This is a genomic window from Janibacter sp. Soil728 (genome assembly GCF_001428305.1).
Lineage (GTDB): Bacteria > Actinomycetota > Actinomycetes > Actinomycetales > Dermatophilaceae > Janibacter.
In genome coordinates this window covers 576,700-602,960 of record NZ_LMRZ01000004.1, presented here as the reverse complement: position 1 = coordinate 602,960, position 26,261 = coordinate 576,700, and the positions used below count along the sequence as shown (strand labels likewise).

25 protein-coding genes and 1 riboswitch are annotated in these 26,261 nt (G+C 70.0%); of the genes, 18 read left to right on the top strand and 7 right to left on the bottom strand.

Translation table 11 applies throughout. The features are described 5' to 3' along the window. The first annotated feature begins 20 nt into the window (after positions 1 to 20). Positions 21 to 1,109 carry a MauE/DoxX family redox-associated membrane protein gene (locus ASG73_RS09685; RefSeq protein WP_055993997.1) on the top strand — a complete coding sequence of 363 codons (1,089 nt, stop codon included), beginning with the start codon at positions 21 to 23 and terminating at the stop codon, positions 1,107 to 1,109. On the opposite strand, the gene ASG73_RS09680 is transcribed toward ASG73_RS09685, so the two are convergent. After that, positions 1,093 to 3,966: a DNA translocase FtsK gene (locus ASG73_RS09680; RefSeq protein WP_082567124.1), complete on the bottom strand. Its 2,874-nt coding sequence runs from the start codon at positions 3,964 to 3,966 to the stop codon at positions 1,093 to 1,095. The two genes, ASG73_RS09685 and ASG73_RS09680, sit on opposite strands and share 17 nt — an antisense overlap. A gap of 111 nt (positions 3,967 to 4,077) precedes the next feature. Here ASG73_RS09680 and ASG73_RS09675 point away from each other — a divergent pair, with 111 nt between their 5' ends. Both ASG73_RS09675 and ASG73_RS09670 read left to right on the top strand, forming a co-directional pair. Beyond that, positions 4,078 to 4,722, top strand: coding sequence for a prepilin peptidase (locus ASG73_RS09675; RefSeq protein WP_055993995.1), 645 nt, complete (start codon positions 4,078 to 4,080; stop codon positions 4,720 to 4,722). Positions 4,723 to 4,796: 74 nt separating this feature from the next. Continuing rightward, a riboswitch (SAM riboswitch) is annotated at positions 4,797 to 4,912 on the top strand. Between the two features lie 41 nt (positions 4,913 to 4,953). Next, a complete protein-coding gene (locus ASG73_RS09670; RefSeq protein ID WP_055993993.1) occupies positions 4,954 to 6,168 on the top strand; it encodes an aminotransferase class V-fold PLP-dependent enzyme in 1,215 nt (404 codons plus the stop codon). Positions 6,169 to 6,258: 90 nt separating this feature from the next. On the opposite strand, the gene ASG73_RS09665 is transcribed toward ASG73_RS09670, so the two are convergent. Further along, entirely contained in the window at positions 6,259 to 7,944 is a 1,686-nt protein-coding gene (locus ASG73_RS09665) for a ribonuclease J (RefSeq protein WP_055993991.1), read from the bottom strand. Next, positions 7,941 to 8,837 (bottom strand): 4-hydroxy-tetrahydrodipicolinate synthase, encoded by an 897-nt coding sequence (gene dapA, locus ASG73_RS09660; protein WP_055993989.1) that lies wholly within the window; start codon positions 8,835 to 8,837, stop codon positions 7,941 to 7,943. The genes ASG73_RS09665 and dapA overlap by 4 nt, the downstream gene beginning before the upstream one ends. Before the next feature lie 43 nt (positions 8,838 to 8,880). Between dapA and ASG73_RS09655 the strand changes: the two genes are divergently transcribed. From ASG73_RS09655 to ASG73_RS09640, 4 genes are read left to right on the top strand one after another with little or no spacing between them, the layout of a single operon-like run. Beyond that, a complete protein-coding gene (locus ASG73_RS09655; protein WP_055994567.1) occupies positions 8,881 to 9,690 on the top strand; it encodes a thymidylate synthase in 810 nt (269 codons plus the stop codon). Further along, a complete protein-coding gene (locus tag ASG73_RS17575; RefSeq protein WP_082567123.1) occupies positions 9,687 to 10,649 on the top strand; it encodes a dihydrofolate reductase in 963 nt (320 codons plus the stop codon). The genes ASG73_RS09655 and ASG73_RS17575 overlap by 4 nt, the downstream gene beginning before the upstream one ends. A gap of 59 nt (positions 10,650 to 10,708) precedes the next feature. Then, positions 10,709 to 11,338, top strand: coding sequence for a SatD family protein (locus ASG73_RS09645; RefSeq protein WP_055993987.1), 630 nt, complete (start codon positions 10,709 to 10,711; stop codon positions 11,336 to 11,338). Beyond that, positions 11,335 to 12,099: a hypothetical protein gene (locus tag ASG73_RS09640; RefSeq protein WP_055993985.1), complete on the top strand. Its 765-nt coding sequence runs from the start codon at positions 11,335 to 11,337 to the stop codon at positions 12,097 to 12,099. Before ASG73_RS09645 ends, ASG73_RS09640 begins: the two co-directional genes overlap by 4 nt. A gap of 9 nt (positions 12,100 to 12,108) precedes the next feature. Here the strand turns inward: ASG73_RS09640 and ASG73_RS09635 are convergent, their stop codons facing one another. Beyond that, on the bottom strand, positions 12,109 to 13,098 hold the full coding sequence (locus tag ASG73_RS09635; RefSeq protein WP_055993983.1) for an SMP-30/gluconolactonase/LRE family protein: 990 nt from the start codon (positions 13,096 to 13,098) through the stop codon (positions 12,109 to 12,111). Positions 13,099 to 13,173: 75 nt separating this feature from the next. Here ASG73_RS09635 and ASG73_RS09630 point away from each other — a divergent pair, with 75 nt between their 5' ends. Genes ASG73_RS09630 through ASG73_RS18175 form a run of 4 tightly spaced genes read left to right on the top strand, consistent with a single transcriptional unit; the run spans position 13,174 to position 15,479 of the window. Continuing rightward, positions 13,174 to 13,896: an enoyl-CoA hydratase-related protein gene (locus tag ASG73_RS09630; RefSeq protein WP_055993981.1), complete on the top strand. Its 723-nt coding sequence runs from the start codon at positions 13,174 to 13,176 to the stop codon at positions 13,894 to 13,896. After that, positions 13,896 to 14,450, top strand: coding sequence for a GNAT family N-acetyltransferase (locus ASG73_RS09625; protein WP_055993979.1), 555 nt, complete (start codon positions 13,896 to 13,898; stop codon positions 14,448 to 14,450). The genes ASG73_RS09630 and ASG73_RS09625 overlap by 1 nt, the downstream gene beginning before the upstream one ends. Continuing rightward, entirely contained in the window at positions 14,440 to 15,162 is a 723-nt protein-coding gene (locus tag ASG73_RS09620) for an AzlC family ABC transporter permease (RefSeq protein ID WP_055993977.1), read from the top strand. Before ASG73_RS09625 ends, ASG73_RS09620 begins: the two co-directional genes overlap by 11 nt. Continuing rightward, a complete protein-coding gene (locus ASG73_RS18175; protein WP_055993975.1) occupies positions 15,159 to 15,479 on the top strand; it encodes an AzlD domain-containing protein in 321 nt (106 codons plus the stop codon). The genes ASG73_RS09620 and ASG73_RS18175 overlap by 4 nt, the downstream gene beginning before the upstream one ends. A gap of 32 nt (positions 15,480 to 15,511) precedes the next feature. Here ASG73_RS18175 and dapB read toward each other — a convergent pair whose 3' ends face one another. Next, positions 15,512 to 16,252: a 4-hydroxy-tetrahydrodipicolinate reductase gene (gene dapB / locus ASG73_RS09610; RefSeq protein WP_055994561.1), complete on the bottom strand. Its 741-nt coding sequence runs from the start codon at positions 16,250 to 16,252 to the stop codon at positions 15,512 to 15,514. A gap of 114 nt (positions 16,253 to 16,366) precedes the next feature. Here dapB and ASG73_RS17905 point away from each other — a divergent pair, with 114 nt between their 5' ends. Continuing rightward, a complete protein-coding gene (locus ASG73_RS17905) occupies positions 16,367 to 16,531 on the top strand; it encodes a hypothetical protein (RefSeq protein WP_156466232.1) in 165 nt (54 codons plus the stop codon). A 69-nt stretch (positions 16,532 to 16,600) separates the two neighbouring features. Here the strand turns inward: ASG73_RS17905 and ASG73_RS09605 are convergent, their stop codons facing one another. Together ASG73_RS09605 and ASG73_RS09600 are read right to left on the bottom strand one after the other, a co-directional pair. Then, positions 16,601 to 18,469, bottom strand: coding sequence for an AMP-binding protein (locus tag ASG73_RS09605; RefSeq protein ID WP_055993973.1), 1,869 nt, complete (start codon positions 18,467 to 18,469; stop codon positions 16,601 to 16,603). Beyond that, on the bottom strand, positions 18,462 to 19,226 hold the full coding sequence (locus tag ASG73_RS09600; RefSeq protein WP_055993971.1) for an IclR family transcriptional regulator: 765 nt from the start codon (positions 19,224 to 19,226) through the stop codon (positions 18,462 to 18,464). The genes ASG73_RS09605 and ASG73_RS09600 overlap by 8 nt, the downstream gene beginning before the upstream one ends. Positions 19,227 to 19,382: 156 nt before the next feature. On the opposite strand from ASG73_RS09600, the gene ASG73_RS09595 reads away from it, so the two are divergent. From ASG73_RS09595 to ASG73_RS09570, 6 genes are read left to right on the top strand one after another with little or no spacing between them, the layout of a single operon-like run. Next, complete coding sequence (locus tag ASG73_RS09595; RefSeq protein ID WP_235499406.1) at positions 19,383 to 20,246, top strand: ABC transporter ATP-binding protein; 864 nt, start codon at positions 19,383 to 19,385, stop codon at positions 20,244 to 20,246. Beyond that, on the top strand, positions 20,239 to 22,224 hold the full coding sequence (locus ASG73_RS09590) for an AMP-binding protein (RefSeq protein WP_055993969.1): 1,986 nt from the start codon (positions 20,239 to 20,241) through the stop codon (positions 22,222 to 22,224). The genes ASG73_RS09595 and ASG73_RS09590 overlap by 8 nt, the downstream gene beginning before the upstream one ends. After that, the gene (locus ASG73_RS09585; protein ID WP_055993966.1) at positions 22,221 to 23,093 is read left to right on the top strand and encodes a branched-chain amino acid ABC transporter permease; all 873 of its coding nucleotides are present in this window, start codon (positions 22,221 to 22,223) and stop codon (positions 23,091 to 23,093) included. The genes ASG73_RS09590 and ASG73_RS09585 overlap by 4 nt, the downstream gene beginning before the upstream one ends. A gap of 6 nt (positions 23,094 to 23,099) precedes the next feature. Further along, positions 23,100 to 24,164, top strand: coding sequence for a branched-chain amino acid ABC transporter permease (locus ASG73_RS09580; protein ID WP_055993964.1), 1,065 nt, complete (start codon positions 23,100 to 23,102; stop codon positions 24,162 to 24,164). 50 nt (positions 24,165 to 24,214) lie between these two features. Beyond that, the gene (locus ASG73_RS09575; RefSeq protein WP_055993962.1) at positions 24,215 to 25,411 is read left to right on the top strand and encodes an ABC transporter substrate-binding protein; all 1,197 of its coding nucleotides are present in this window, start codon (positions 24,215 to 24,217) and stop codon (positions 25,409 to 25,411) included. Next, positions 25,408 to 26,250, top strand: coding sequence for an ABC transporter ATP-binding protein (locus tag ASG73_RS09570; protein ID WP_235499405.1), 843 nt, complete (start codon positions 25,408 to 25,410; stop codon positions 26,248 to 26,250). The genes ASG73_RS09575 and ASG73_RS09570 overlap by 4 nt, the downstream gene beginning before the upstream one ends. Positions 26,251 to 26,261 lie beyond the last annotated feature (11 nt).

Below are 26,261 nucleotides of genomic sequence, written 5' to 3'. Positions count from 1 at the left end.
GGCAACCCTAGACTCGCTGCGTGCATGCCAGCCCCCTCATCCTCCCGCCGCTCCTCATCGCGGCACTCCTCCTCATCAGTGGTGCCGCCAAGGTGCGTCACCCCGAGGAGACGCGCAGCGCCTTCAGCCAGCTGCGCCTGCCCGGACTGCTCACCAAGACCCCCGCCCCGAGCGTCCTGCCGTGGGCCGAGATCGGCCTGGCCCTCGCCCTGCTGGCGGTCCCGGCACCCTTCGCCGTCGTGGTCGCGGTGGTGGCGCTGGCCCTCTTCGTGGCCTATCTCGTGGTGATCGTGCGGGCGCTGGGCTTCGGGTACCCGGTCACCTGCAGCTGCTTCGGTCGCCTGGGTCTGGGTGAGGTCACCCGCCGCACGGCCGTGCGCAATATCCTGCTCGTCGTCCTCGCGCTGCTCACGGTGTGGTCGGCCACCGCGCAGGACTCCGTGGTCATGCGGCTCGCGGCCGCTCCCGCGACAGCCTGGCTGTGGCTGGCCCTCGTGGTGCTGACGGTCGCCGTGGTCGTGGTGACCTTCGGCGGGACGAAGGGAGGGTCCCTCACCTCGTCCGCCGCCGCCGATCGCACCGATGGCACTGACGCGGACGGGGGCCCGGACGGCGATCTCGACGAGCTGGACTACAGCCGCCAGCCACTCCCCTTCGCCGCGCTCGAGGACGAGTCGGGCCGGTCACTCCCGCTGCGCTCCCTCGTCAGCGACGGCGCGATGATGCTCGTCTTCGTCTCCCCGGGCTGCGGACCGTGCGCGACGCCGATCGAGCGGATCCCCGCGTGGGACGAGCTGCTCGGCCCGGTGAGGGTGCGTGCCGTCGTCTCACTGCCGTTGGAGGCCGCGCTGGGTGCCGTGCCGCACCTGGCCGAGCGCATCCTGCACGACCCGCAGGGCACGCTGGCGCAGATCTTCGGCGTCGGCACCCCCGGCGCGGTGCTCCTGGGCGGCGACGGCCTGCTGGCGGGCGGCCCGGTGCAGGGCAGCGCCGAAGTCCTCGCCTTCGTCGACGACGTGCACGCCGAGCTGGTGGAGGCCGGTGTCGTCGAGGCGGGGCCCGTCGACACCGTGCCTGCGGACTCGGCGAACCTCAGCCCCGGTCGGTGAGCGACCAGGCGTCCTCGTCGTCGTCCTCGGTCCACTCCTCCACGACCTCGGTGCCGATCGGGTCCTCGGGATAGCGGTTGTACGGCTGCGCCGGTGCCCCCGTGCGCACGTCGATGACATCGGTGTCGTCGGTCGCTGGCACCTGCGGCGCGGCGTCGACCGTCTCGATGGGCTCGTCGTCCTCGGGCGCCGCCGTGGGCTCCTCGAGGGGCGGCGGGTCCTCCCCCTTCATCAGGGCGAGGGTGGTCGGCAGGTCCTCGGGCGTGATGAGCACATCGCGAGCCTTGGACCCCTCGGAGGGCCCGACGACGCCGCGCGACTCGAGCAGGTCCATGAGCCGTCCGGCCTTGGCGAAGCCGACCCGCAGCTTGCGCTGGAGCATCGACGTCGAGCCGAACTGCGTCGTGACGACGAGCTCGGTGGCCTGCAGCAGCACGTCGAGGTCGTCGCCGATGTCCTCGTCGATGTGCTTCTTGGGCGCCTCCGGCGGGGCCACGTCCTCGCGGTAGCTCGGCTTGAGCTGGCCGGTCACGTGGGCGACCACGTCGTCGATCTCCGACTCGGTGACCCAGGCGCCCTGGACACGCATCGGCTTGGACTTGCCCATCGGCAGGAAGAGCGCGTCACCCTGACCCAGCAGCTTCTCGGCGCCGGGCTGGTCGAGGACGACGCGGGAGTCAGCGAGCGAGGAGGTCGCGAAGGCCATCCGCGAGGGCACATTGGCCTTGATCAGACCGGTGACGACGTCCACGGAGGGACGCTGGGTCGCCAGCACCAGGTGGATGCCGGCCGCACGGGCCAGCTGCGTGATGCGCACGATCGAGTCCTCGACATCGCGGGGGGCGACCATCATCAGGTCGGCGAGCTCGTCGACGATGACCAGCAGGTACGGGTACGGCTGGATGACCCGCTCGCTGCCCGGGATCGGCTGCACCTTGCCCGCCCGGACGGCCTTGTTGTAGTCGTCGACGTGCTTGTAGCCGGAGCTCGCGAGGTCGTCGTAGCGCATGTCCATCTCGCGCACGACCCACTGCAGGGCCTCGGCGGCCTTCTTGGCATTGGTGATGATCGGCGTGATGAGGTGCGGGATGCCCTCGTAGGCCGTCAGCTCCACGCGCTTGGGGTCGACGAGCACCATGCGCACCTCGTCCGGCGTGGACCGCATGAGGATCGAGGTGATCATCGAGTTGACGAAGGAGGACTTGCCCGAGCCGGTGGCGCCGGCGACGAGGAGATGCGGCATCTTGGCCAGGTTGGCGATGACATAGCCGCCCTCGACGTCCTTGCCGACACCCATGACCATCGGGTGCTCGTTGTTGCGCGAGACGTCCGATCGCAGGACGTCGCCGAGGCAGACCATCTCCTTGTCGGCATTGGGGATCTCGATGCCGATGGCGGACTTGCCCGGGATCGGGCTGAGGATGCGCACGTCCGCCGAGGCGACGGCGTAGGCGATGTTCTTGGACAGCGCGGTGACCCGCTCGACCTTGACACCGGGGCCGAGCTCGACGACATAGCGCGTCACCGTCGGGCCGCGGTGGAAGCCGGTGACGTGGGCGTCGATGCCGAACTCGTCCAGCGTGTTGGTCAGGGCCTCGACGACCTTGTCGTTGGCCGCGGAGCGCTCCTTGTGCGGGGCGCCCGGCTTGAGGTGGCTGCTGTCGGGGAGGGTGTAGGTCACATCCCCAGCGAGAGCCAGCTGCTCGACCCGCTGCGGCAGCTGGGTCGTGGGCGGGGCCTCGAGGACCGTCTTGTCCGCGGGCTTGATCGGGGCGACAACGGGGTTCTTGGTCGGACGCTTCTCCCCCGGGCGGGGCCCGCCGGCCTCGGCCTGCGGGGTCTCGGCGCTCTCGTCGACATCGGTGCCGGCATCGGCAGCAGTGGCGGCGGTGGCAGCATCGACGGCTGCGGAGCGGCGCTTGCGGCCCTTGCCGACCGGCTGCACGACCGCTGCCTGGTCGAAGGCGGTGTCGCCATCGCGCTCACCCGACAGCGCCTCGTCCGCGGGGTCGATGACCCGACGACGGCGAGCGCGGGTGACCGCGGCCCCGGGTGCGTCGTGGCGGGCGTCGACCTCGGCGGAGGTGACATGGTCCGGGACCTCGCCGGTGAAGGCCGCCCGGATGTAGGCCAGACGCTGCGGGACCTCGTGCAACGGGGTCCCCGTGAGGAGGAGGAGGCTGAAGAGCCCCAGCAGGACGAGCAGGATCGTGGCGGGCCACGGCGTGACCGCGGTGGACAGCGGGTCCGAGGCGAGGAAGCCGAAGATGCCACCGGCGTCGCGCATCGGACCGGCGCCGTCGGGAGGCTGCGGGATGTCCTTGGCGATGTGGGTCAGACCCGAGGCGGCAAAGAGGCCCATGATCGCGCCGAAACCCAGTCGGGCATCGGCCGAGGCGTCCCCCTGCGAGCGGAGCAGACGCACGCCGAGGAGGAGCAGGACGATGGGCAGGGCGTAGGCCACCCGACCGAAGGTGCCGGCGAAGACTGCGTGCACGATGTCGCCGAAGGTGCCCGACAACCCCCACCACTCACGCACGGCCACGACGAGGGCCAGCGCGAGGGCGAGGAACCCCCATCCGTCGCGGCGGTGCTCCGGCTCGATCTGGCTGGCGCTGTGGCCGATGCGCCGCACTCCCGAACCGGTCGCGTGGGCGACACCCATCCAGGTCCTGTGCACCGCGGCGATGGGCAGGGGCAGGCCCCCTCCGGACGCCGACGACGTACGGGCGGCGGAGGTCTTTCCCTTGGCAGCGGTCTTGGCAGGAGCCTTGCGACCCGCTGGGCGGGTGCTGCCCTTGGGGCGCGACGAGGCGCCCTTGGTGCTGCGCGAGGTGGTCGACGGACGAGTGGCCATGTTCCGCAGGTTAGGCGATAGCCACCTCTGACACACGCGTCACACGCGCAACAGGGCCAACCTGTGCAGATCCGTGGGCGGCCGACGTCGACGGCCTAGTAGCGTCGCGTCGTGGACCCTCGGACCCTGCTCGCCGTGCTCGCGGCGCTCGCGTGCGGCCTCCTCGGCTGGTGGTGGCTGCGCACCGGCGGCTATCGGCGCGCTGACGAAGGAGGGACCCTCCCCCGCCACCTGTGGGTCCCGGCGGTCGCTCCCTTCGTCGGGTTGGTCCTCGAGCGCTCCCTCGCGGACCGCTCGTGGCCCGTCCTGCTGGCCCCACTGCTCCTGGCCCTCGTCGGTCTGGTCCTCGCGGCGGTCGACGCCGATGTGCACCGGTTGCCCAATGCCCTCACCGTGCCGCTCGTGCCGGCAGTGGCGCTGCTGCTCACCGGGGCCTCCATCGCGACCGGCGACTGGGGGGCACTGGCCCGGGCCGCCATCGCGGCGGTGCTCGTCGGCGGAGGCAGTGTCCTGCTGGCCTTCGTCCTGTACGGCCGCTCCATCGGGATGGGCGATGCCAAGCTGCTCGTCTCGATCGCCCCGACCCTCGCGTGGCAGGGCTGGATGCATCTCGTCGCAGGGATCTGGTTGGGCTTCGTCCTCGGCGGGATCGTCGCTCTCGCACTGCTGCTCGCGCGGCGGGCGACCCGTTCCACCCAGCTGGCCTTCGGTCCCTACCTCGTCGCCGGCGCGGTCTTGGCCCTCGCCCTGACCTGATGTCCCACGTTGCGAGACGACCTCGGTGAGCGCTCGACAGACCCCCCGCCCGGTGCGCTACCGTCCTGACCCAAGGTCACGAGTACCAGCGACAAGCCCCGGCTAGCTGGTCGGCAACCCTCCTTCCGCGGTGGGGTGCTCCGGGTGACGACCTGGCCGGCGACGACCAGTTGCCCGGCAAGCGCGGACCCGTGGTGACGCTCGGGTCCAACAGGACCCAGGAGCACTGTCATGACTGTTTTCGATGTGCACACCACCACCCTCCTCCCCGAGCTCGTGTCCGCTGGCCTGAGCTACCGCGACGAGGACGGTTCGGTCGTCGAGTACGCCCACCTCGACCACGGCGCCACGACCCCTGCCTTCGCCGCGGTCGCGCAGGAGGTCGCGGCCGCCGCAGTGACCTACTCCTCCGTGCACCGCGGTGCGGGCTTCGCCTCCCGCGTCACGAGCTCGCGCTACGAGCAGGCCCGTGAGAGCGTGGCCGACTTCGTCGGGGCCCGCGAGGACGACCAGGTCGTCTTCACCCGCAACACGACCGACTCCTTCAACCTGCTGGCGCGGGCGCTGCCCGAGGGGACCAAGGTCTTCGTCTTCGCCTCCGAGCACCACGCCGCGCTGCTGCCGTGGGGCGATGCCCTGCGCCTGCCGGTGCCGCACAGCCACGACGAGGCGATCGACCTGCTCGACCAGGCCCTGCGCAACCACCCCGCCGAGCACCGGCTCGTCGTCGCGACCGGCGCCTCCAATGTCACGGGGGAGCACTGGCCGATCGAGCGGATCGCGGCGCTGGCCCACGAGCACGGCGCCCGCTTCGCCCTCGACGGCGCCCAGGTCGTGCCCCACCGCCGGGTCGACATCAGCGCACTCGGCATCGACTGGATCGCCTTCAGCGGCCACAAGATCTACGCGCCCTTCGGAGCAGGGGTCCTCGTCGGGCGCAGCGACTGGCTCGACGCCGCCGACCCGTACCTCGCCGGCGGCGGCGCGTCCGCCCACGTCGGGGTCGACACGACGGAGTGGGCCTGCGGACCGGCCCGCCACGAGGCCGGCTCCCCCAATGTCCTCGGAGCCGTGGCGCTGGCCACCGCGTGCGACCTCATCGCCGAGCACGAGCGGGCCATCGCCGATCACGAGCAGGCGCTGCGCATCCGCCTCCTTGTCGGCCTCGCCGACATCGAGGGCGTGCACGTGCACACACTCTTCGGCGGTGGCGAGGGTGCACCCGTCGCCTCGATCACCGTCGACGGGTACGACAGCGGTGAGGTCGCGCGCATCCTCGGTGACGACCACGGCATCGGCGTGCGGGACGGCAAGTTCTGCGCCCACCTGCTCGTCGACGACCTGCTCTCCGAGCACGAGCAGGACAGCGCGGTGCGGATCAGCGCCGGCCTGGGCACCACGCCGCAGCACATCGACCGACTCCTGAGCGCCCTGCGCGCCCTCTGAGCGGACCGCCTCCTCGGGCGAGGGCGAAGGGGGACCCGGCAGGCCCCCTTCGCCCTCGACAGGACAATGAGGCTCCCGGGACGGCGGACCTCAGGCCTCGATGACCACCGGGATGATCATCGGGCGACGGCGGATCTTGCCGCCCACCCAGCCGCCGACCGCGCGGCGCACGACTCTCTGCAGCTGGTGGGTGTCGGTCGTGCCCTTGCTGGCGGCCTCGTCGAGGGCCGCGATGATCTTCGGCTTGACCTGGGTGAAGATCTCGTCGTCCTCGGCGAAGCCTCGGGCGGTGATCTCGGGTCCGGCGATGATCTTGCCGGTCGAGGAGTCGACGACGATGATCACCGAGATGAAGCCCTCGTCGCGCAGGATGCGGCGGTCCTTGAGCAGGTCCTCGGTCGCCTCGCCGACGCTCGAGCCGTCGACGTACACGTAACCGCACGGCACGGAGCCGACGATCCGGGCCCGCCCGTCGATGAGGTCGACGACGACACCGTCCTCGGCGAGCACGACGTGGTCGGGGTCGACACCCGTCTGCATCGCCAGGTCGGCGTTGGCCACGAGGTGACGCCATTCGCCGTGGACCGGCATGACATTGCGTGGCTTCACGATGTTGTAGCAGTAGAGCAGCTCGCCCGCGCTGGCGTGGCCTGAGACGTGCACCTTGGCGTTGCCCTTGTGGACCACGTCGGCGCCCAGGCGCATCAGACCGTTGATGATGCGGTAGACGGCGTTCTCGTTGCCGGGGATGAGGCTGGAGGCGAGCAGCACGGTGTCGCCGTCACCGACGTCGATGCGGTGGTCGCGGTTGGCCATGCGGGACAGGGCGGCCATCGGCTCGCCCTGGCTGCCGGTGCAGATGAGCACGACCTCGTGGTCGGCGAGCTGGTCGAGCTTCTTGACGTCGACGAGCACCCCGTCGGGGACGTGGAGATAGCCCAGGTCGGCGGCGATGCCCATGTTGCGCACCATCGATCGGCCGACCATCGCCACCTTGCGACCGTTGCGCTCCGCGGCGTCGAGCACCTGCTGGACGCGGTGCACATGGCTGGAGAAGCACGCGACGATGATCCGGCGCTGCGCGTTGCGGAAGACCGTGTCGATCGCCGGCGCGATGTCACGCTCGGGGGTCGTGAAGCCGGGCACCTCCGCATTGGTCGAGTCGGTGAGGAAGAGGTCGACCCCTTCCTCACCGACCCGCGCGAAGGCGCGCAGGTCCGTCAGCCGCTTGTCCAGCGGCAGCTGGTCCATCTTGAAGTCACCCGTGTGCAGCAGGGTGCCGCCCGCGGTGCGCACGAAGACGGCCAGCGCGTCGGGGATCGAGTGGTTGACCGCGATGAACTCGCAGTCGAAGACTCCGAAGGACTCGCGCCCGCCCTCCTTGACCCCGAGGGTGAAGGGCTTGATGCGGTGCTCCTTGAGCTTGGCCTCGATGAGCGCCAGCGTGAGCATCGACCCGACGAGCGGGATGTCGGGCTTGTGCCGCAGCAGGTAGGGCACCGCGCCGATGTGGTCCTCGTGACCGTGCGTGAGGATGATCGCCTGGACATCGTCGAGGCGGTCGAGGATGTACTCGAAGTCCGGGAGGATCAGGTCGACGCCGGGCTGGTGGTCCTCGGGGAAGAGGACACCGCAGTCGACGACGAGGAGCTGGCCCTCGTGCTCGATGACCGTCATGTTGCGCCCGACCTCACCCAGGCCACCGAGCGCGACGACGCGCACTGCGCCCGCCTCCAGCGGCGGGGGAACCACGAGATCGGGGTGGGGGTGACTCATGCAGGGACCCCGATCTGCGAGGCGGTCAGACCGGCCCGCAGGATCTCGAGGTGCTCCTGCGGCCCCTCGACGTAGGGCAGCCGGACGGTCGGGTGCGAGATGACCCCGAGCTCGACGAGCGCGGCCTTGGCCATGATCGCGCCCTGCGAGGTCGTCATCAGGGCGTTGACGACCGGGATGAGGCGGTGGTGGATGGCACGGGCGGTCACCAGGTCGCCGGCGTCGACCGCGGCGACCATGTCGGCGTACTGACGTCCGGCCACGTGGCCGACGACGGAGACGACTCCGTGGGCGCCCTGCGCGAGGTGCGCGAGGTTGTCCTCGTCAGCCCCGGAGTACCAGATCAGGTCGGTCGCTGCCATGACCTGCGAGGCGGCCCACAGGTCCCCCTTCGCGTCCTTGACGGCGAGGATCCGCTCGTGGTCGGCCAGCGCGATGAGCGTCTCCACGGCGAAGGGGGTCGCGGTGCGCCCCGGGATGTCGTAGAGCATGATCGGCAGCTCGGCCGCGTCGGCGATGGCGCGCGTGTGGGCGAGCAGGCCGGGCTGGGTGGGCTTGTTGTAGTACGGGGAGACGACGAGCAGACCGTCGGCGCCGGCCCGAGTTGCCTCGCCGGCCATCTGGATGGCGTGCGCCGTGTTGTTGGACCCGACTCCGGCCGTGACGGCGAGGCGGTCGCCGGCCGCGGCCTTGACGGCCTCGACCATCGCGATGCTCTCGGCGGAGCTCAGCGTCGGGGACTCGCCGGTCGTGCCGTTGACGACGACGCCGTCGTGCCCGGTCGCGACGAGGTGCTCGACGACAGCGGCCACACCCTGGGTGTCGACCGAGCCGTCAGGGTTCATGGGGGTGACCATCGCGGTGATCACCCTGCCGAAGGGGGAAGTCGTCATGCTGGTCAGCGTAGCCGTCGGTGGGGGCGTCTATCGTGACGCCATGCGCCAGTACCTCGACCTCCTCGAGCACGTCCGCGACCACGGGGTCGACAAGTCCGACCGCACCGGTACGGGGACCCGCAGCGTCTTCGGTCACCAGATGCGCTTCGACCTGTCGCAGGGCTTCCCGGCCCTGACGACCAAGAAGCTGCACCTGCGATCGATCATCGGAGAGCTGCTGTGGTTCCTGCGTGGTGACACCAATGTCCGGTGGCTGCAGGAGCGCGGGATCTCCATCTGGGACGAGTGGGCCGACGAGCAGGGTGACCTCGGTCCGGTCTACGGCCACCAGTGGCGCTCCTGGCCGGCGCCCGACGGGTCGACCATCGACCAGATCAGCCAGGTCATCGATGCCCTGCGCACCAACCCCGACAGCCGCCGTCACATCGTCTCCGCGTGGAATGTCGCGGAGGTCGGCGAGATGGCCCTGCCCCCGTGCCACACGATGTTCCAGTTCTACGTGACGCCGGCGCGGGACGGTCAGCGGGCCAAGCTGTCCTGCCAGCTCTACCAGCGCAGCGCCGACATCTTCCTCGGCGTGCCCTTCAACATCGCCTCCTACGCCCTGCTGACGATGATGGTCGCCCAGCAGGTCGACATGGATCCGGGTGAGTTCGTCCACACCCTCGGTGACGCGCACCTCTACAGCAACCACCTGGCGCAGGCCGACCTGCAGCTGACCCGCTCCCCCGGCCCCTTGCCGCGCATGGAGATCACGCCGCGCGACTCGATCGACGCCTACGAGCTCGACGACTTCACCCTCGTCGGGTACGAGGCCGCGCCCACGATCAAGGCACCGATCGCCGTATGAGCCTGCCGCGACCGACTCCCGAGAGCCTGCGGGGCAGGGTCCCGCTCCTCGCCGCGTCCTACGCCGTGATGACCCGGACGAGCGAGGACGAGGGCGTCGAGGTCCTGCTGCAGCTGCGGCAGGGCACCGGCTTCATGGACGGCTGGTGGGCCTGCGGCGCCGCCGGTCACGTCGAGGACGCGGGCTCACCCGTCGAGGCCCTGCACCGTGAGGTCGAGGAGGAGCTCGGGGTCCGGGTCCTCGCCGCGGCCCCGCTCACCACGGTCCAGCGCAGCACGCTCGCCGGCCCGCGTGAGCAGCGCGCCGACTTCTTCTTCCACGTCACGCAGTGGTCCGGCGAGCCCACCCTGCGCGAGCCCGACAAGGCGGCCGAGCTGCGCTGGTGGCCGCTGGCGCAGCTGCCCGAGCGGGTCGTGCCGCACGAGCGTCTCGTGCTCGAGGGGCTGCGCGACGGGGGGCTGACCCCCTTCGTCGAGATGGGTCACGACCAGCGACTCGTCCTCGTCGCCGCGCTGGGAGCCAACCGCGCCATCGGGGTCGACGGCGGCATGCCGTGGCACCTCCCCGAGGACCTCAAGCACTTCAAGGCGCTCACGATGGGTGGCGTGATGCTCATGGGGCGGCGCACCTGGGACTCGATCGGCCGGGCCCTGCCCGGTCGGACGACGGTCGTCATCACCTCCGACCACGGCTGGAGCGCTCCGGGCGCCATCGCCGTGCACTCCCTGGCCGAGGCCCTCGTCGTCGGCGGTCCCGGTGAGGTCTTCGTCGTCGGTGGCGGGGAGATCTATCGGCAGACCATCGACCTGGCCTCCCGTCTGGAGCTGACCGAGATCGCCGCCTCGCCCGATGCTGAGGTCTTCTTCCCGCAGCTCGACCCGCAGGTCTGGCGCGAGGTCCGGCGCGACCCGCGCGATGGCTTCGACTTCGTCGCGTACGAACGTGACGTCACTGGTTGATTCACCGAAGGGTTGACTCCACAGGTTCATCTGTCGGTGGATCGCGCTAGGGTGTTCAGATGACCATGGTGGCCACCCTCATCGGCGACGTCGTCGGCTCGCGCAGCGCGGTCGACCGCGGGCGGCTGCACGCCCGCCTCGAGGAGGTCATCGCCCGGGTCAACGAGATCACGCACCCGGTGCACCCGGTCCGGATCACGGTGGGTGACGAGTTCCAGGGCGCGTGGGAGCGACGGGGGCAGGCCACGCACGCAGCGCTGCTCCTGCGCACGGGGCTCCTCCCCGAGGTCGAGACCCGCTACGGCCTGTCCTACGGCGAGGTCACCTCGCTGAGCGCGGACGGGAGCGTCCAGGACGGCCCCGGGTGGTGGCAGGCCCGAGAGGCCATCACCATGGCGAAGGGGGCAGAAGCCTCCGCTCGTGCGGACGGCCGCGTCGTGCGCACCCGCTGGCGCGAGGACTCCCCCGTCGGTCTGGTGCTCGACGTCGCGCTGCAGCACCGGGACCTGCTCGTCGACGACCTCGACGACCGGTCCCGACGACTGCTGCGAGGGCTGCTTGCCGGTACGAGCCAGAAGGACCTGGCGCAGGCCGAGGAGATCTCCCCCACGGCCGTCTCCCGCCGCGTCCACCGCGACGCCCTCGACCACCTCGTCACCCTCGACGCCGAGCTGGAGGCCCTGCCGTGACCGTCCTGTCAGCCCTCCTCGTCGCGATCGGTGTCGCCGATCTGCTGCGCAGCCTGCGCCCGCAACCCTCCGCGTCGGTGCGCGAGATCCGCTGGGTACCGATCGTCGGCCTGCTCGTGCTCGTCGTCGTGGCGGCCACCTGCGGGCTCCTCGCGACCTGGGGCGGTGTCCTGCTGACGACCTTGGCCGTGATCGGCCTCGTCGCCTGGTTGATCTGCGCCGAGCAGGCCGACCGCGGCACCGGCCACCGACGGGCGCTGGCCGTCTTCACCGGGGCTCTGCTCGTCCAGCTCGTCGGGTCGGGCTGGGCGCCCCCGGTCACCGGGTGGCTCGCTCAGTGGCTCTCGTGGAGCCGTCTGCCCTGGCAGCCCGAACCAGATCGTGCCCTGCTGATCGCCGGGCTCGTGCTCGTCCAGCTCGCCACCGGTAACCGAGTCGTCCGGCTCGTCCTCGTCACCACCGGCGCGCTCCCCCCGAACCCGGTCACCGGCGGCGCCGACGGCGAGCTGCGCGGCGGTCGCCTGCTCGGTCCGCTCGAGCGCATCTTCATCCTGGGGCTCGGTCTCGCCGGCGAGCTCACCGCAGCCGGACTCGTGATCGCGGCCAAGGGGCTCATCCGCTGGCCCGAGCTGAGGTCGCACTCCAGGACCGACGAGGACGGGCGACGCCCTTCGGACATCGACAAGGTCACCGAGTACTTCCTCGTCGGCAGCTTCGTCAGCTGGCTGGTGGCGATGACCGCGCTCGTCCTCGCCTCCTGAGCCCGACGGTCAGCGGGGCACGTCGAGATACGCGATCGCGGGCTCGACGAGGCTGCCCAGCCAGACCCGCCCGTCGTGCTCGCGCACCCCGGTCGCCATGTGCCACTGCGTGGCGTCCGCAGACAGGTCATGGACGAGCCTGCCCTCGTCGTCGTGGGCGGTCACGCGCACCGTCCGCTGCGGGCTGGGCTTCAGCGCCTCCGGCAACCGCAGCGCCAGATCGCGCAACCGCTGCGGCCCACGTTGGAGCAGCCCGAGCACCGGGTCGGGTGGCGAGGCGATGGCCGACCAGATCAGCCCGTCCGACCCGCGCGAGATGTTGTCGGGATAGCCGGGCAGCTCCGGGACGAGGACCTGGTCCTGCGGGGGCTCGACGGCACCCCCGACCTCTCCGACGACATGGCCCGCCGTCGGCCGACCGCCGATCAGACCCACCCGGCGGATACGGCGCAGGGACAGCTCGGCCACGAGCACCATGCTCTCGTCTCGTGAGAGGGCCACGCCGTTGGCGAAGGCCACCCCGTCGAGGACGGTGGTCACGGTGCCGTCGACGTCCCGCCGCAGAAGCCGACCGCTGCGGGTGTGCTGGACGAGGTCGCTCTTCCAGTCGTCGATCCCCCACCGACGCGATGAGTCGCTGAACCAGACCGTGCCGTCGGCGGCCACCGCCGCATTGTTGGTGAAGAGCATCGCTGCGCCGTCCACGTGCGTGACGAGCTCCTCGATGCCACCGGACCCGTCGACGGCGACGGCGAGCAACCCGCGCACGGCATCGCACACGAGGAGGCGACCGTCCGGCAGCCACTCCAGCCCCAGCGGCCTGCCCCCGGTCTCGACGACCCTCTCGCTGCGCCTACCGTCCGGGGTGACGACGATGATCGCGCCGTCCGCCGTGCCCGTCCACACCCGACCGTCCGGGCCGACGAGCACGTCCTCGGCCCCGGTGCCGGGGACCGGCACCCTCGTCAGTGCAACCTTCGTCGGCGACGCAGTGTCCATGCCCTCAACCTAGGCCCTCGACCCGGCCGAAGGGAGGGCTGCAGCACCCCCTTCGCCCCTCCGTATGCTGGCTCGGTGCCCATCCTCAGCGAGACCAACGATGCCGTCACCGTCGTGACGATCGACCGAACCCACCGCCGCAATGCGCTGGACCTGACGGCCTTGGAAGAACTGCACGCGGCCGTCGTCGCAGCCGTCGAGTCCGGTTCTCGCGCAGTCGTGCTCACCGGCGCCGAGGGACACTTCTGCGCCGGCGCAGACCTCACCGAGCTCGAGGACGTCTCCTTCACCGAACGCCTCGCCGAGGTGCTGCACCACCTCGCCGCACTCCCGATCACGACGATCGCCGCGATCTCCGGGTCGTGCATGGGCCTGGGCATGCAGCTCGCCGTCGCCTGCGACCTGCGCGTCGTCGACGTCCCCGCCCGCTTCGCGGTCCCGGTGTCCAAGCTCGGACTCATGGTCGACAAGTGGACGCTCGACCGGGTCGCCCGGTTCTGGGGTGAAGGCGCTGCTCGCCACATGGTCCTGACGGCTGCCGTGCTCACCGATGACGATGCCTGGCGTCTCGGCTTCGCCCAGGAGCGTGGCGATCTCGCCGTCGCCCTCGACCTCGCTCGCAGGGCGGTGCCGCTGGCCCCGCTGTCCCAGTCCGGATCAAAGCTCGGCATGGGGGCGGTCCCGGCGGCGGACGCCGCCTACTCCGCCGCGTTCGCCCGCGCCTGGGCCAGCGAGGACCTGGCCGAGGGCCAGCGCGCCTTCACCGAGCGGCGCGCGCCGCAGTTCGTGGGGCGCTGATGACCACCGCCGACGCCAGCGTCCGCAGCGCCACCGTCAACGACGCACCCGCCGTCGGGCAGACCCAGGCCCTCGTCTGGCAGGAGGCCTACGACGGCATCGTCCCTCCGCAGGTGCATGCCGCCTTCGACCCGCAGGCCTTCGCCGCGGGCTGGAGGGACTCCCTTCGCACCCCGCCCGAGGGAGTCCACCGCCTCCTCGTCGCCTGCGCCGGTGATGCGGTCATCGGGTTCGTCGCCATCGGACCGAGCCAGGACCCGGACGCCGGTCAGACGACAGGTGAGATCACCGCGCTGGGCGTCCACCCGATGCACCGCCAGCAGGGCCACGGCTCGCGCCTGGTCAACGCCGCCGTCGACATCCTGCGCGAGGCCGGAGCCGAGCACGTGGCGATCTGGTGCCTCGTCGAGCACGAGGCACTGCGCGCCTTCCTCACCGCCTCCGGGCTCACCCCCGACGGTGCCTTCCGCGATCGGGTCATCTCCCCTGAGGAGGACACCGCCCGGGAGGTGCGTCTCGTCGCCACCCTGGTGGAGGAGACCGGTGCCGACTGACCCGTTGGCCCTCGAGCACACGGCAGCACGTCGTCAGGGGCTCTCCGTCGGTCTGGCGACGGGCATCTACGGCATCAGCTTCGGGGCCCTCGGGATCGCCGCCGGTCTTGATCTGTGGCAGACCGTGGCCCTGTCGCTGCTGCTGTTCACCGGCGGTTCGCAGTTCGCCTTCATCGGCATCATCAGCGCCGGCGGCAACCCCGTCACTGCTGTCGTCACCTCGACGCTGCTCGGCATCCGCAACGGTCTCTACGGCCTCCAGCTCGCGCGGGTCCTGCGGCTGACCGGCTGGCGCAGGGCAGCCGCCGCCCACCTGACGATCGACGAGTCCACCGCCGTCGCCCTCGCACAGGAGGACCCCGCCGTCCAGAGGACGGGTTTCTGGGCCGGCGGCCTGGGGGTCTTCACCTTCTGGAACCTCTCGACACTCATCGGTGCCGTCGTCGGCAATGCCATCGGCGACCCGCGCGTGTGGGGTCTGGACGCAGCGGCCGCGGCCGCCTTCGTCGCGCTCATCTGGCCGCGTCTGCGCGACCGTACCGGTCAGGTCACCGCGGCGCTGGCCGCGGCCATCGCCCTCATTGCCTTCGCTCCGACGCCCGCCGGCATCCCCGTTCTCCTCGCAGCCCTGGCGGCGGTCGTCATCGGCCTGATCTCCTCCGCGCCGAGCCGCGCGCGCGACCTCGAGCAGCCCGAAGGAGACCTCCTGTGAGCACGTCCGTGCTGTGGGTGGCCGTCCTCGCCGCCTGCATCCTGGGGTTCGCGACGAAGTACATCGGGCACCTCGTGCCCGAGTCACTCGTCGACGGGCCTCGCCGCTCGCGGATCATCGGTCTGCTGCCGGTCGCGTTGCTCGCCGGTCTGGTCGTCACGCAGACGGTCGGCGGGGACGACGGCATCGTGCTGGACGCCCGGCTCGCAGCCGTCGCCCTGGCCGTCGTCCTGCTGTGGCTGCGAGCCAACTTCGTCATCGTGGTCATCGCCGCGGCGGCCCTCGCCGCGGCGCTGCGAGCGCTCGGCTGGGGCTGACCAGCGAGCTGACCAGCGGGTGTCCGAGGGCCTCAGAGGCCGAGGACGTGCTCCAGACCCACCGTGACGCCCGGGTGCTTGCCGACCTCACGCACGCCCGTGAGGACGCCCGGCATGAAGGAGACCCGGTCGAAGGAGTCGTGGCGGATCGTCAGCATCTCGCCCTCGTTGCCCAGGAGGACCTCCTGGTGGGCGACCAGACCCCGCAGGCGGACCGCGTGCACCGGAATGCCGTCGACGCTCGCGCCGCGAGCACCGTCCGGGTCATCGGTGGTGGCGTCCGGGATGTCGCCCAGGCCTGCGTCGGCGCGAGCCTGCGCGATCAGCTCGGCCGTGCGCGTGGCGGTGCCGCTGGGCGCATCCACCTTGCGCGGGTGGTGCAGCTCGACCACCTCGACGGACTCGTAGAAGCGGGCAGCCTGCTTGGCGAACTGCATCATCAGCACGGCGCCGATCGCGAAGTTGGGGGCGATGAGCACGCCCACTCCCCCCTTCGCCTCGACCTCGCCGCGCAGCTCGCTCGCCTTGTCATCGGTCCAACCCGAGGTCCCGACGACGACGTGGACGCCGCGCTCCACGCAGTGGCGGACATTGCGCTCGCTGGCGGCCAGAACGGTGAAGTCCACCACGACCTGCGCGCCCCCGAGGTCGCCCAGGTCGTCGCCGTCGTCGAAGCGGGCGACGAGCTCGAGGTCTCCTGCGTCCTCCACCGCCTCGCACGCTGTCGCACCCATGCGCCCCTCGGCGCCGATCACCGCCACCTTCGTCGTCATGGGCACAGCCTACGAAGGGAGCGGCCCACCGACGGCACCGACCTGTCGTTCACCTTCTGTTCACCTTCGTGCTAGTGTCGTAGGTGAACAAGACATGAACAGGAGGTGTCCACAATGACCGTGACGACACTGAAGAAGGCCGAGACCACTCGACCCGCACCGAAGCTGACCTGCACCTGGGTCGCCGTGCGCGGTGACGACGGCCGGACCCGCATGGAGATGCGCTGGGTCGACCAGACCCCCCACGCAGCCCCCCGCGCCGCCCGCCACGCCGCCTGACGAGCCACTGCTCCCCCCATCACGAAGGCCCCCCGCCACCACACGGTGACGGGGGGCCTCATGGCGTGATCACTGCCCCGCGGCTGCCAGCACCTGCGACCACGTGACCTCGCGAGGCGCACCGACCCGGTCGGGTGTGGCCAGGGTGGCGATCGCCCGGGCCCTCTCCAGGCGACCGAGCTCGTCTCCGAACCGGTCGATGACCAGCAGGGAACGTGGGCGGGCCAGACCGCCCATGATCTCGCGCACGGCGTTCATCAACCCCACTGCCACCTCGTCCAGATCCGGGTCCGGGCCCACCTGGGCGTCCAGCACGACAGCGGCGACGAGGGCGCGGCCCAGCTCCGGGTCCTTGCGCCAGGTCACCTCGGCAGCCGAGACGTAGGGGTGGTCCTCGAGGACCTCACGCACCTCCCGCAGGGAGACGAGCTGACCGGAGATCGAGACCACACCGTCGGTGCGGCCGAGGAAGACGATGTGACCACCCTCGTCCCGCGAGGCGAGGTCACCGGTCGCGTAGCAGCCCGGATGACGTGTCCAGTGGGACTGGGCGACATCCGCCTGATCGCCCTCGACGTCGACGAGCGTGCCGGCCCACGGGAGGCGCAGCACGGCCTCACCAGCACGCCCCGGCGTCGTGGGTTGGCCAGCAGCGTCGACGATGTCGAGATCGCAGTCCGGGAGAGCAGTGTCGTCCCCAGCGCCGCCGGGCCCGGGGTCGGACGTGTCCATCACGCGCACGATCCCACTGAGCTCGAGCTGGCCCCAGGCGTCGAGCACCTGCAGGTCCTTGGCACCGAAGGCCTGCTTCATCCACTCGGCGAGGTCCTCCTCGACAGGCTCACCGGCAGTCGTCACCCGCTGCAGGGAGGGGATGCGTGAGACCTCGGGCAGCTCACGCGCCCAACCACGCACGGTCCGCATGACGGAGGGCGTGGACACCATGCTCTCCACGCCGTAGCGCGCGATGATCTCCCAGGCCCGGGTCGGAGCCGGCTGGTCGAGCGTGCCCTCGTACATGACCGCGGTGTCCCCGTACGCGAGCGGACCGTAGATGCCGTGGAACTGGGTGACCGCCCAGGAGATGTCCCCGGCGCACCAGAAGACGCCGCCGGTCCGCAGCCGCCGGTGCACGGCAAGCGCTCCCGCCAGCATCGTCGCGGCCCCGTGGAGGACGGACACCGGCTGCCCGCCCTTGGTGGCCAGGGGGACGATCGAGATCGGGTGGTCCGCCGGGAGGGAGACGGGCCCGCCGAGATCGTCCTCGTCCGCGCGAGAGCCCGCGGGCACACGCCTGGTCGGCCCGACGACGTCGTGGTACCACCGGTCCCCTTCGAACCAGGCGACGTCCATACCGGTGCGACGCACGACGATCGTGTGCTCGACCGACCCGCTGGCCAGCAGCGCCTCGTCCGCACGCGCCTTGGTCGGCAGCACGGTCCCGTGCCGCCAGGCGCCGTCCTGGGTGAAGAGCACCTTGAGGTCGAGCGCGCTCAACCGGTCGGCCAGGGGCTCTGTCGGCAGTGGAGCGGGCAGGACTGCGTGGATGGCTCCCACGCGCGCGCAGGCCAGCATGGCGACCACGGTCTCCGGCAACCAGCCCAGGTGAAGACCCACCCGGTCCCCCACCCCCACGCCCATCCCGCGCAGGGCGCGCGCAAGCACGATCACCTGATGGTGCAGATCCGCGTACGTGAGCGAGCGCCGGTCCCCGGGCTCGCCCTCCCAGTGCAGCGCCACCCGGTCGGCGTGCTCGACGAGGTGGCGGTCGACGCAGTTGGTCGACACGTTGACCGTCGCATCGGGGAACCAGCGCCCCGAGCGGGGTCCCGGGGTCCACAGCGCGGAGTACGGGTGGTCGAAGTCGATGAGTCCGGCGATGTCGGCCCAGGCGGGGTCCGGCGGCGTGCTGCTCAGGGGCGATTCACGATCAGGCATGTCCCAGCGTCCTCCCCGCCGCACGGGCCGCTCGGCCCAGATGGACGGCTGCCTCGGTGACAGCCTCGGCATCAGCAGCGTCGGGGACGGAGGCAGCCAGCGCCGCCACCGTCGCGCCCTGACCATCCACGAGACCCACGGCCACCTCGGCCGAGAGGGTCGGGTCCACGGACGCGAGGGCCAGGTGCTCCAGAGAGGCCCACCGCTCACGCTCGCTGTCGGTCGCCAGGGCACGGTCCTCCGGGGTCGCCCTCTCCAGCGCCTGTCGCCACTCGTCATCGCTCGCCCGGGCGGCGAGGATGCGGCCTCCGGCGCACGAGAGGGCAGAACCCACCCTGTGGGTCTCGCGGTACGGGTCCCGCTCGGCCCCGTCGACACGGTCGACGTAGATGACCTCACCGTGCACGAGGATCTGGACGTGCACCGTGTGACCCAGCTGGTCGCGCAGCTGGGACAGGTAGGGACTGAGCGCCCCGAGCAGGGGCAGACGCGACAGGTAGTGGTTGGACAACCGGGTCAGCTCCGGGCCCAGGCCGTATCGGGACGACTGAGGGTCCTGGACCACGAGGTCGGCCAGCACGAGCGAGCGCAGGAGTCGGTGGACCGTCGGGATCGACATCTGCGAGCGCTCGGCCAGGTCGGTGAGGTGCTGCAGGGCCGGGCCCTCCCCGAGCAGGTCCAGCAGGACGACCGCATTGCGCACGGTGCCGAGCCCGCCTCGTCCGACGCTGCCCTCGCTGGCTCGACCGCCTGCCATACGACCTCCTCCACCTGATCCCAAAGTTTCGTTGCGCGCTGCAGTCAACCACAGTCCGCAGAAGATTTCCGAAGAAGGTCTTGCGCTTTCACATAGTGAAAACCTATTCTCTGAACGTTCCAGTTTCACTGTCGAAGCGACGTTCCAGGAGGGTCAGTGCTGACCAGGTCCTACAAGCACTCCTTGCGAGGCGGTCATCTGCCTGCGGGCGAGGCACTCCTCGACATCGAGGAGGCAACCCTGCGGTTCGGGGGCGTCACCGCCCTGAGCGAGGTGTCCTTCCGCGTGACCGAGGGCGACATCCACGCCGTCATCGGGCCAAACGGCGCCGGCAAGTCCTCTCTCCTGAACTGCATCAGCGGGCTCTACCACCCGCAGGAGGGACGCATCCGCCTGCACACCGCGGACGAGGCCGGTTCACGGCACGAGCACGCGCTGACCTCGCTGGCACCGCACCGCATCGCGCGCCTCGGAGTCGCCCGCTCCTTCCAGAACATCGAGCTCTTCCACGCGATGAGCGTGCTGGACAACCTCATGCTCGGACGCCACATCCACATGCGCCACAGCGTCATGCAGTCGATGCTCTGGTTCGGCCCGGCCCGGCGACAGGAGATCGCCCACCGGCAGCTCGTCGAAGAGGTCATCGACCTCCTGCAGCTGCAGGCGGTACGGACCAAGCCGGTCGGCTCCCTGGCCTACGGCGTGCAGAAGCGCGTGGAGCTCGGCCGGGCCCTGTGCCTGCAGCCCTCGCTCCTGCTGCTCGACGAGCCGATGGCCGGCATGAACGCCGAGGAGAAGGAGGACATGGCCCGCTACATCCTCGACGTCAACGAGCTGGCCAAGGTCTCCGTCGTGCTCATCGAGCACGACATGAATGTCGTCATGGACATCTCGCACCGAGTGAGCGTCCTGGACTTCGGTGTCCTCATCGCTGACGGGACACCTGCGGAGGTGATGGCCGAGCCGGCCGTCATCGAGGCATACCTGGGCGCCGAGGACGAAGGGGCCATCCATGTCTGACCTGTCGACGGACACCTTCCCGAGGCTGCTCGCCGGCCTGGCCACGACCCGCCCCGACGGCGTCGCCATGCAGGAGAAGCTCTACGGGATCTGGCAGCCGCTCACCTGGTCCGAGTACGCCCAGCGGGTCCACGCGACGGCTCACGGCCTCGCGAGCCTCGGCGTGGACCGCGGGCAGGTCATCGCCGTCCTGGGCGACAACCGTCCGGAATGGCTCATCGCCGAGCTGGCCGCGCAGAGCATCGGCGCGGCGGTCGTCGGCATCTACCCCACCTCGATCGGCGAGGAGCTGCACCACATCCTGGCCACCTCGCGCGCTCGGGTCGTCGTCGCCGAGGACCAGGAGCAGGTCGACAAGCTGTTGCGCCTGCTCGCCGAGGCCGCCCCCGACGCTGCTCCCCTGCACATCGAGCGGATCGTCTACTACGACCCGCACGGTCTCGAGCAGTACACCGACCCCGTGCTCATGGAGTTCACCGACCTCGAGGCCATGGGCCTGGAGCGGGCCATCGAGCTCCCGCACTGGCTCGACGCACAGGTCGAGGAGGGGCACGCGGACGACATCGCGATCATCTGCACCACCTCCGGGACGACCTCCAAGCCCAAGCTGGCCGAGCTCTCCCACCGCAACCTGCTGGCCATGGCCGAGCACCTGACGAGCATCGACCCGGTCTCGACCAAGGACCGCTACGTCTCCTTCCTCCCCTTCGCCTGGATCGGGGAGCAGATGCTCGCGGTCGCCTGCGGTCTCTCGCACGGCCTGACGATCTCCTTCCCCGAGGACGCCTCGACCCAGCGCAGCGACATGCGAGAGATCGGGCCGGACCTGATGTTCTCGCCGCCGCGGATCTGGGAGTCGATGCTCTCCGAGGTCCAGGTGCGCATCGACGAGTCGGACTGGTTCAAGCGACGCGTCTTCGGCTGGGGCTACGGCGTCGGCGACAAGGTGGCCGAGATGCGGGTCAGCGGGCGCAAGCCCGGACCGCTCCTCGCGCTGACCCACAAGGTGGCCGACGCCGTCGCGACCCGGCCGGTCCGGGACCAGCTCGGTCTTGCCCGGATCCAGCGCTGCTACACCGGTGGCGCCCCACTGGGGCCGGATGTCTTCCGCTTCTTCCACGCCATCGGCGTCAACCTCAAGCAGATCTACGGCCAGACCGAGATCTGCGGGATCGCGGTGCTCCACCGCGACGACGACGTCCCCTTCAACACCGTCGGCACCCCCATCCCCGGGACCGAGCTGCGCATCGACGAAGGGGGCGAGGTCCTGCTCCGCTCGGCGTCCGTCTTCCGCGGCTACCACCGTCAGCCGGAGGAGACCGCCAAGGTCGTCGACGCCGAGGGATGGCTCAGCACCGGCGACGCCGGCTACCTCGACGACGCGGGGCACCTCGTCATCATCGACCGGGCGAAGGACGTCCTGACCGCCCCTGACGGCACCCGCTACTCCAGTGCCTTCATCGAGAACAAGCTGAAGTTCTCCCCGTACGTCGAGGAGGCCGTGGTCTTCGCACCCAGCGATGACACCCGCGAGGGCATGACCGCGCTGATCATCATCGACCCGGCCACCGTCGGCGCCTGGGCCGAGCACGAGCGCCTGAGCTACACGACCTTCACGGACCTGGCCGCCAAGCCCGAGGTGCAAGAGCTCGTCGCGGAGGAGGCAACTCGGGCCAACGAGGACCTCCCGGAGGGGATCCGGGTCGAGCGCTTCGTCCTGCTGCACAAGCAGCTGGACCCCGACGACGACGAGATCACCCGCACCCGCAAGGTGCGCCGCTCGGTCATCGCCGACCGGTACGGCGACATCATCGCCGCCCTGGGGCGCGGTGACGAGCGGGTCTCGGTGCGCAGCCGCGTGAGCTACCAGGACGGCTCGAGCATCGATCGCGAGCTGGAGCTGAACATCTTCGACCTGTCCACCTACACGGTCCCGCCCGGTCGGGGCCGCCGACCCGTCTGGAGTGGTCGCCGATGAGCACCTTCCTCAACCAGCTGATCTACGGGTTGGCGGATGGATCCATCCTCGCCCTCGCTGCCCTCGGCTTCGTCCTGATCTACAAGGCGACCGGCGTCATCAACTTCGCGCAGGGAGAGTTCCTTCTCGTCGGCGCGTACACCTTCTACACCGCCTTCGTCGTGCTCCAGCTCCCGCTCATCGCCGCCGCGCTCGTCGGGGTCCTCGTCGCGATCCTCATCGGGGTCGTCGTCGAACGCTTCATCCTGCGGCCGATGGTGGGTGAGAACCCCATCAGCATCATCATGGTGACGATCGGGTTGTCCGCGCTGCTCAACGCACTGGTCCAGGCCTTCTACGGCACGTCGCCCAAGAGCCAGCCGAAGATCCTGCCCACCGGATCCATCGACCTGCTCGGGGCCACGGTCCCGATCAACAGGCTGCTGGCCATCGTCATCGCGGCCTTCGTCCTGACCGCCTTCACCATCTTCTTCCGCCGCTCACGTCACGGCATCGCCATGCGCGCCGTCGCCGACGACCAGCAGGCGGCCATGACGATGGGCATCTCGGTCCGCAGGATCTTCGCCCTGGCCTGGGCCCTGGCTGCGGTGAGCGCCCTGATCGCGGGCGTGCTCGTCGGTGACATCTCCGCGGTCGACCAGAACATCGCCGCCTTCGGGCTGCTCGTCTTCCCGGTCGTCATCCTCGGCGGCCTCGACTCCGTGCCCGGGACCATCGTCGGCGGGCTCGTCATCGGTCTCCTGCAGCAGTTCACCGGGGGCTACCTGGACCCGGGCCTGGCCACCGTCATCCCGTACATCGCTCTCGTCCTGATCCTGCTCGTACGTCCGTACGGGATCTTCGGCGAGACCCGCATCGAGAGGGTGTGACCGACGATGGCAGCCACCGCCACGGGTATCCACCACCGCACCTATGTCTCCGAGCTGCGCCTGCGGGCCACGCGCTCCGAGTACTTCCGCCTCGGCCTGCTCACGGTCCTGCTGCTCGTCCTGCCCTTCGTGCTCGACAACTACTGGCTCTCGCAGGTCAACCTGATCCTCATCGCCGTCATCGGGGCCGTGGGCCTGAACATCCTGGTCGGGTACACGGGCCAGATCTCCCTCGGCCAGGGCGGGTTCATGGCCGTCGGCGCCTACAGCTCGGCGATCTTCGCCGACCGCATCGGACTACCGACGCCACTGGCCATCATCGGGGCCGTCCTGCTGTCCGCTGCCGTCGGAACCTTCTTCGGGCTCCCGGGACTGCGGCTGAAGGGTCTCTACCTGGCGATCGCCACACTCGCCAGCCAGATGATCATCGAGTTCGTCATCCGTCGGTGGTCGTGGCTGACCGAGGGCCAGGGCTACGTCAACGTCGACCGATTCGAGGTCTTCGGCTTCAAGGTCGGCGCCCGCGCCGTCTTCGAGCAGCAGTGGTACTGGATCCTGCTCATCCTGGCCGCACTGACCGTGATCTCGGCTCGCAACCTCTTCCGCACCGGGCTGGGCCGCTCCTTCATGGCGGTGCGAGACCAGGACATCGCCGCCGAGGCGATCGGGGTCAACGTGGCGCGGGTGAAGCTCACCGCGTTCGCCATCTCGTCCGGTTTCGTCGGTCTCGCCGGGGCCCTCACGGCGCACTACAGCGAAGTCGTCTCGTGGGAGAAGTTCACCCTCGACGTGTCCATCCTCTACCTCGCGATGATCATCGTCGGTGGCCTGGGGAGCATCGCCGGGGCCGTCTACGGCGCGATCTTCATGACGCTGCTGCCCGAGGTCATCCGCCAGGTCGCCAATGCGATGAGCTCGTCCCTTCCCTTCCTCACCGACCAGCTGCCCGCGGTTCGCAACGCGACCTTCGGTCTGGTCATCATCCTCTTCCTCATCATCGAGCCACGTGGTCTCGACCGCATCTGGCAACGGATGAAGGAGTACATCAGATTCTGGCCCTTCCGCTACTGAACACCCCGCCACACCCATCGATCTGTGCCCCACCCATGAAGGAGACAACGATGTCTGCACGAACCCGCTCCCTGGCCGCCATGGCCGCTGCTTCCGGCTTGCTGCTGACCGCCTGCGGCGGCAACAGCTCTGACGGCGCCGCATCGGACCAGCCCATCAAGATCGGCATCATCGCCGACCTCACCGGCGCCACCGGCGACGTGGGCGCCCCGTACAACGACGGCATGAAGGCCTACATCGACTGGCGCAACAGCGACGGTGGCATCGAGGGACGCCAGATCGAGGCATTGTCCAACGACTACGCCTACGAGGTCCCCAAGGCGGAGTCCCTCTACAAGCAGTACCTCAACGACGAGGTCGTGGCCATCCAGGGCTGGGGCACGGGAGACACCGAGGCACTCTCTGCCAGCGTCGGCAATGACGAGCTCCCCTTCATGTCAGGTTCCTTCGCCGAGCCCCTGACGAACCCGGAGGAGGCCCCGTACAACTTCGTCGTGGCACCCACCTACTCCGACCAGATGCGCGTGGCGCTCAACTGGATCGCCGAGGACGCCGGCGGCAAGGGCGAGGTGGCCGTCTTCCACAACGACAGCCCCTTCGGCACCGCCCCTGTCGAGGACGGCAAGAAGTGGATCAGCGAGAAGAAGCTGGACCTGGGCTACGAGGCCTACGCCATGCCGGGCGGCAAGCAGAACTACGTGGGCCTCCTCGCCCAGGCCAAGAAGCAGGGCGCGAAGTACATCGTCATCCAGAACGTCGCCTCCCCTGCCGCGCTGGTCGCCAAGGACATCGCGGCGCAGAAGCTGGACATGAAGATCGTCTGCCTCAACTGGTGCGCGAACGAGCTCTTCATCGACTCGGCCGGCGCCAAGGTCGCCGAGGGCCACCTGCTCATCCAGCCCTTCGCCCCCATGTCAGCCGACAAGGAAGGCCACAAGGTCATCACCGACTACATCAAGGCCAAGGGCATCGACGAGAAGAAGGTCGGCACCTCGTGGGTCCAGGGCTGGTACGCCATGGACATCATGGCCGGTGGAATCGAGAAGACCCTCAAGGACGGTGACGACCTGACGGGCGCCAACATCCGCAAGGCCCTGGAGACCATGGGCGGTCAGGACACCGGGGGCGTCGTCGGTGACGGCACCGTCGAGTTCACCGCGGAGAGCCACCGCGGTTCCTCTGCCACCGGCATCTACCAGGCCAAGGGCGGCAAGATGGTCGAGGTCCAGGCAGGCGCGACTCCGTGAACCAGGTCGCCGCACAGCAGCTCGCGGGGGCGTCCTCGGACGCCCCCGCGGGGGGCCTGCTCACCCTGAACAATGTCGAGGTCATCTACGACGACGTCATCCTGGTGCTGCGCGGACTCTCCCTGTCCGTGCCCGAGGGCCAGGTCGTGGCCCTCCTCGGCTCCAACGGCGCGGGCAAGTCCACGACTCTCAAGGCCGTGTCGGGCCTCCTGCCGAGCGAGCGCGGTGCCGTCACCGACGGTTCGGTGACCTTCGCCGGCGAGGACATCACCTCGATGGACGCTGCCGAGCGAGTGCGACGTGGGATGAGCCTGTGCATGGAGGGTCGTCACGTCTTCTCGCACCTGACCGTCGCCGACAACCTGGTGGCGGGCGCCTACACGCGCAAGGACAGCAAGGAGGACCTCGAGCTCGTCTACGAGTTCTTCCCCAAGCTCGCCGACATGCGGGCCCGGGTCGCCGGATACCTCTCGGGTGGCGAGCAGCAGATGCTGGCCATCGGTCGTGCCCTCATGGCCCGACCCAAGCTGCTCATGCTCGATGAACCCTCCCTCGGACTCGCCCCCCTGCTCGTCCAGGAGATCTTCGGATACATCAAGCGGCTCAACGTCGAGCAGGGGCTGACCGTGCTGGTCATCGAGCAGAACGCCCGACGAGCCCTCGAGATCGCCGACCACGGCTTCATCATGGAGCAGGGCCGGATCGTGCTCGAGGGACCCGCAGCCGAGCTGAGCGAGAACCCTGACGTCAAGGAGTTCTACCTCGGCCTCGGCGAAGAGGGCAGCCGCAAGAGCTATCGGGACGTCAAGCACTACAAGCGCCGCAAGCGCTGGCTCTGAGTCTTCCCACC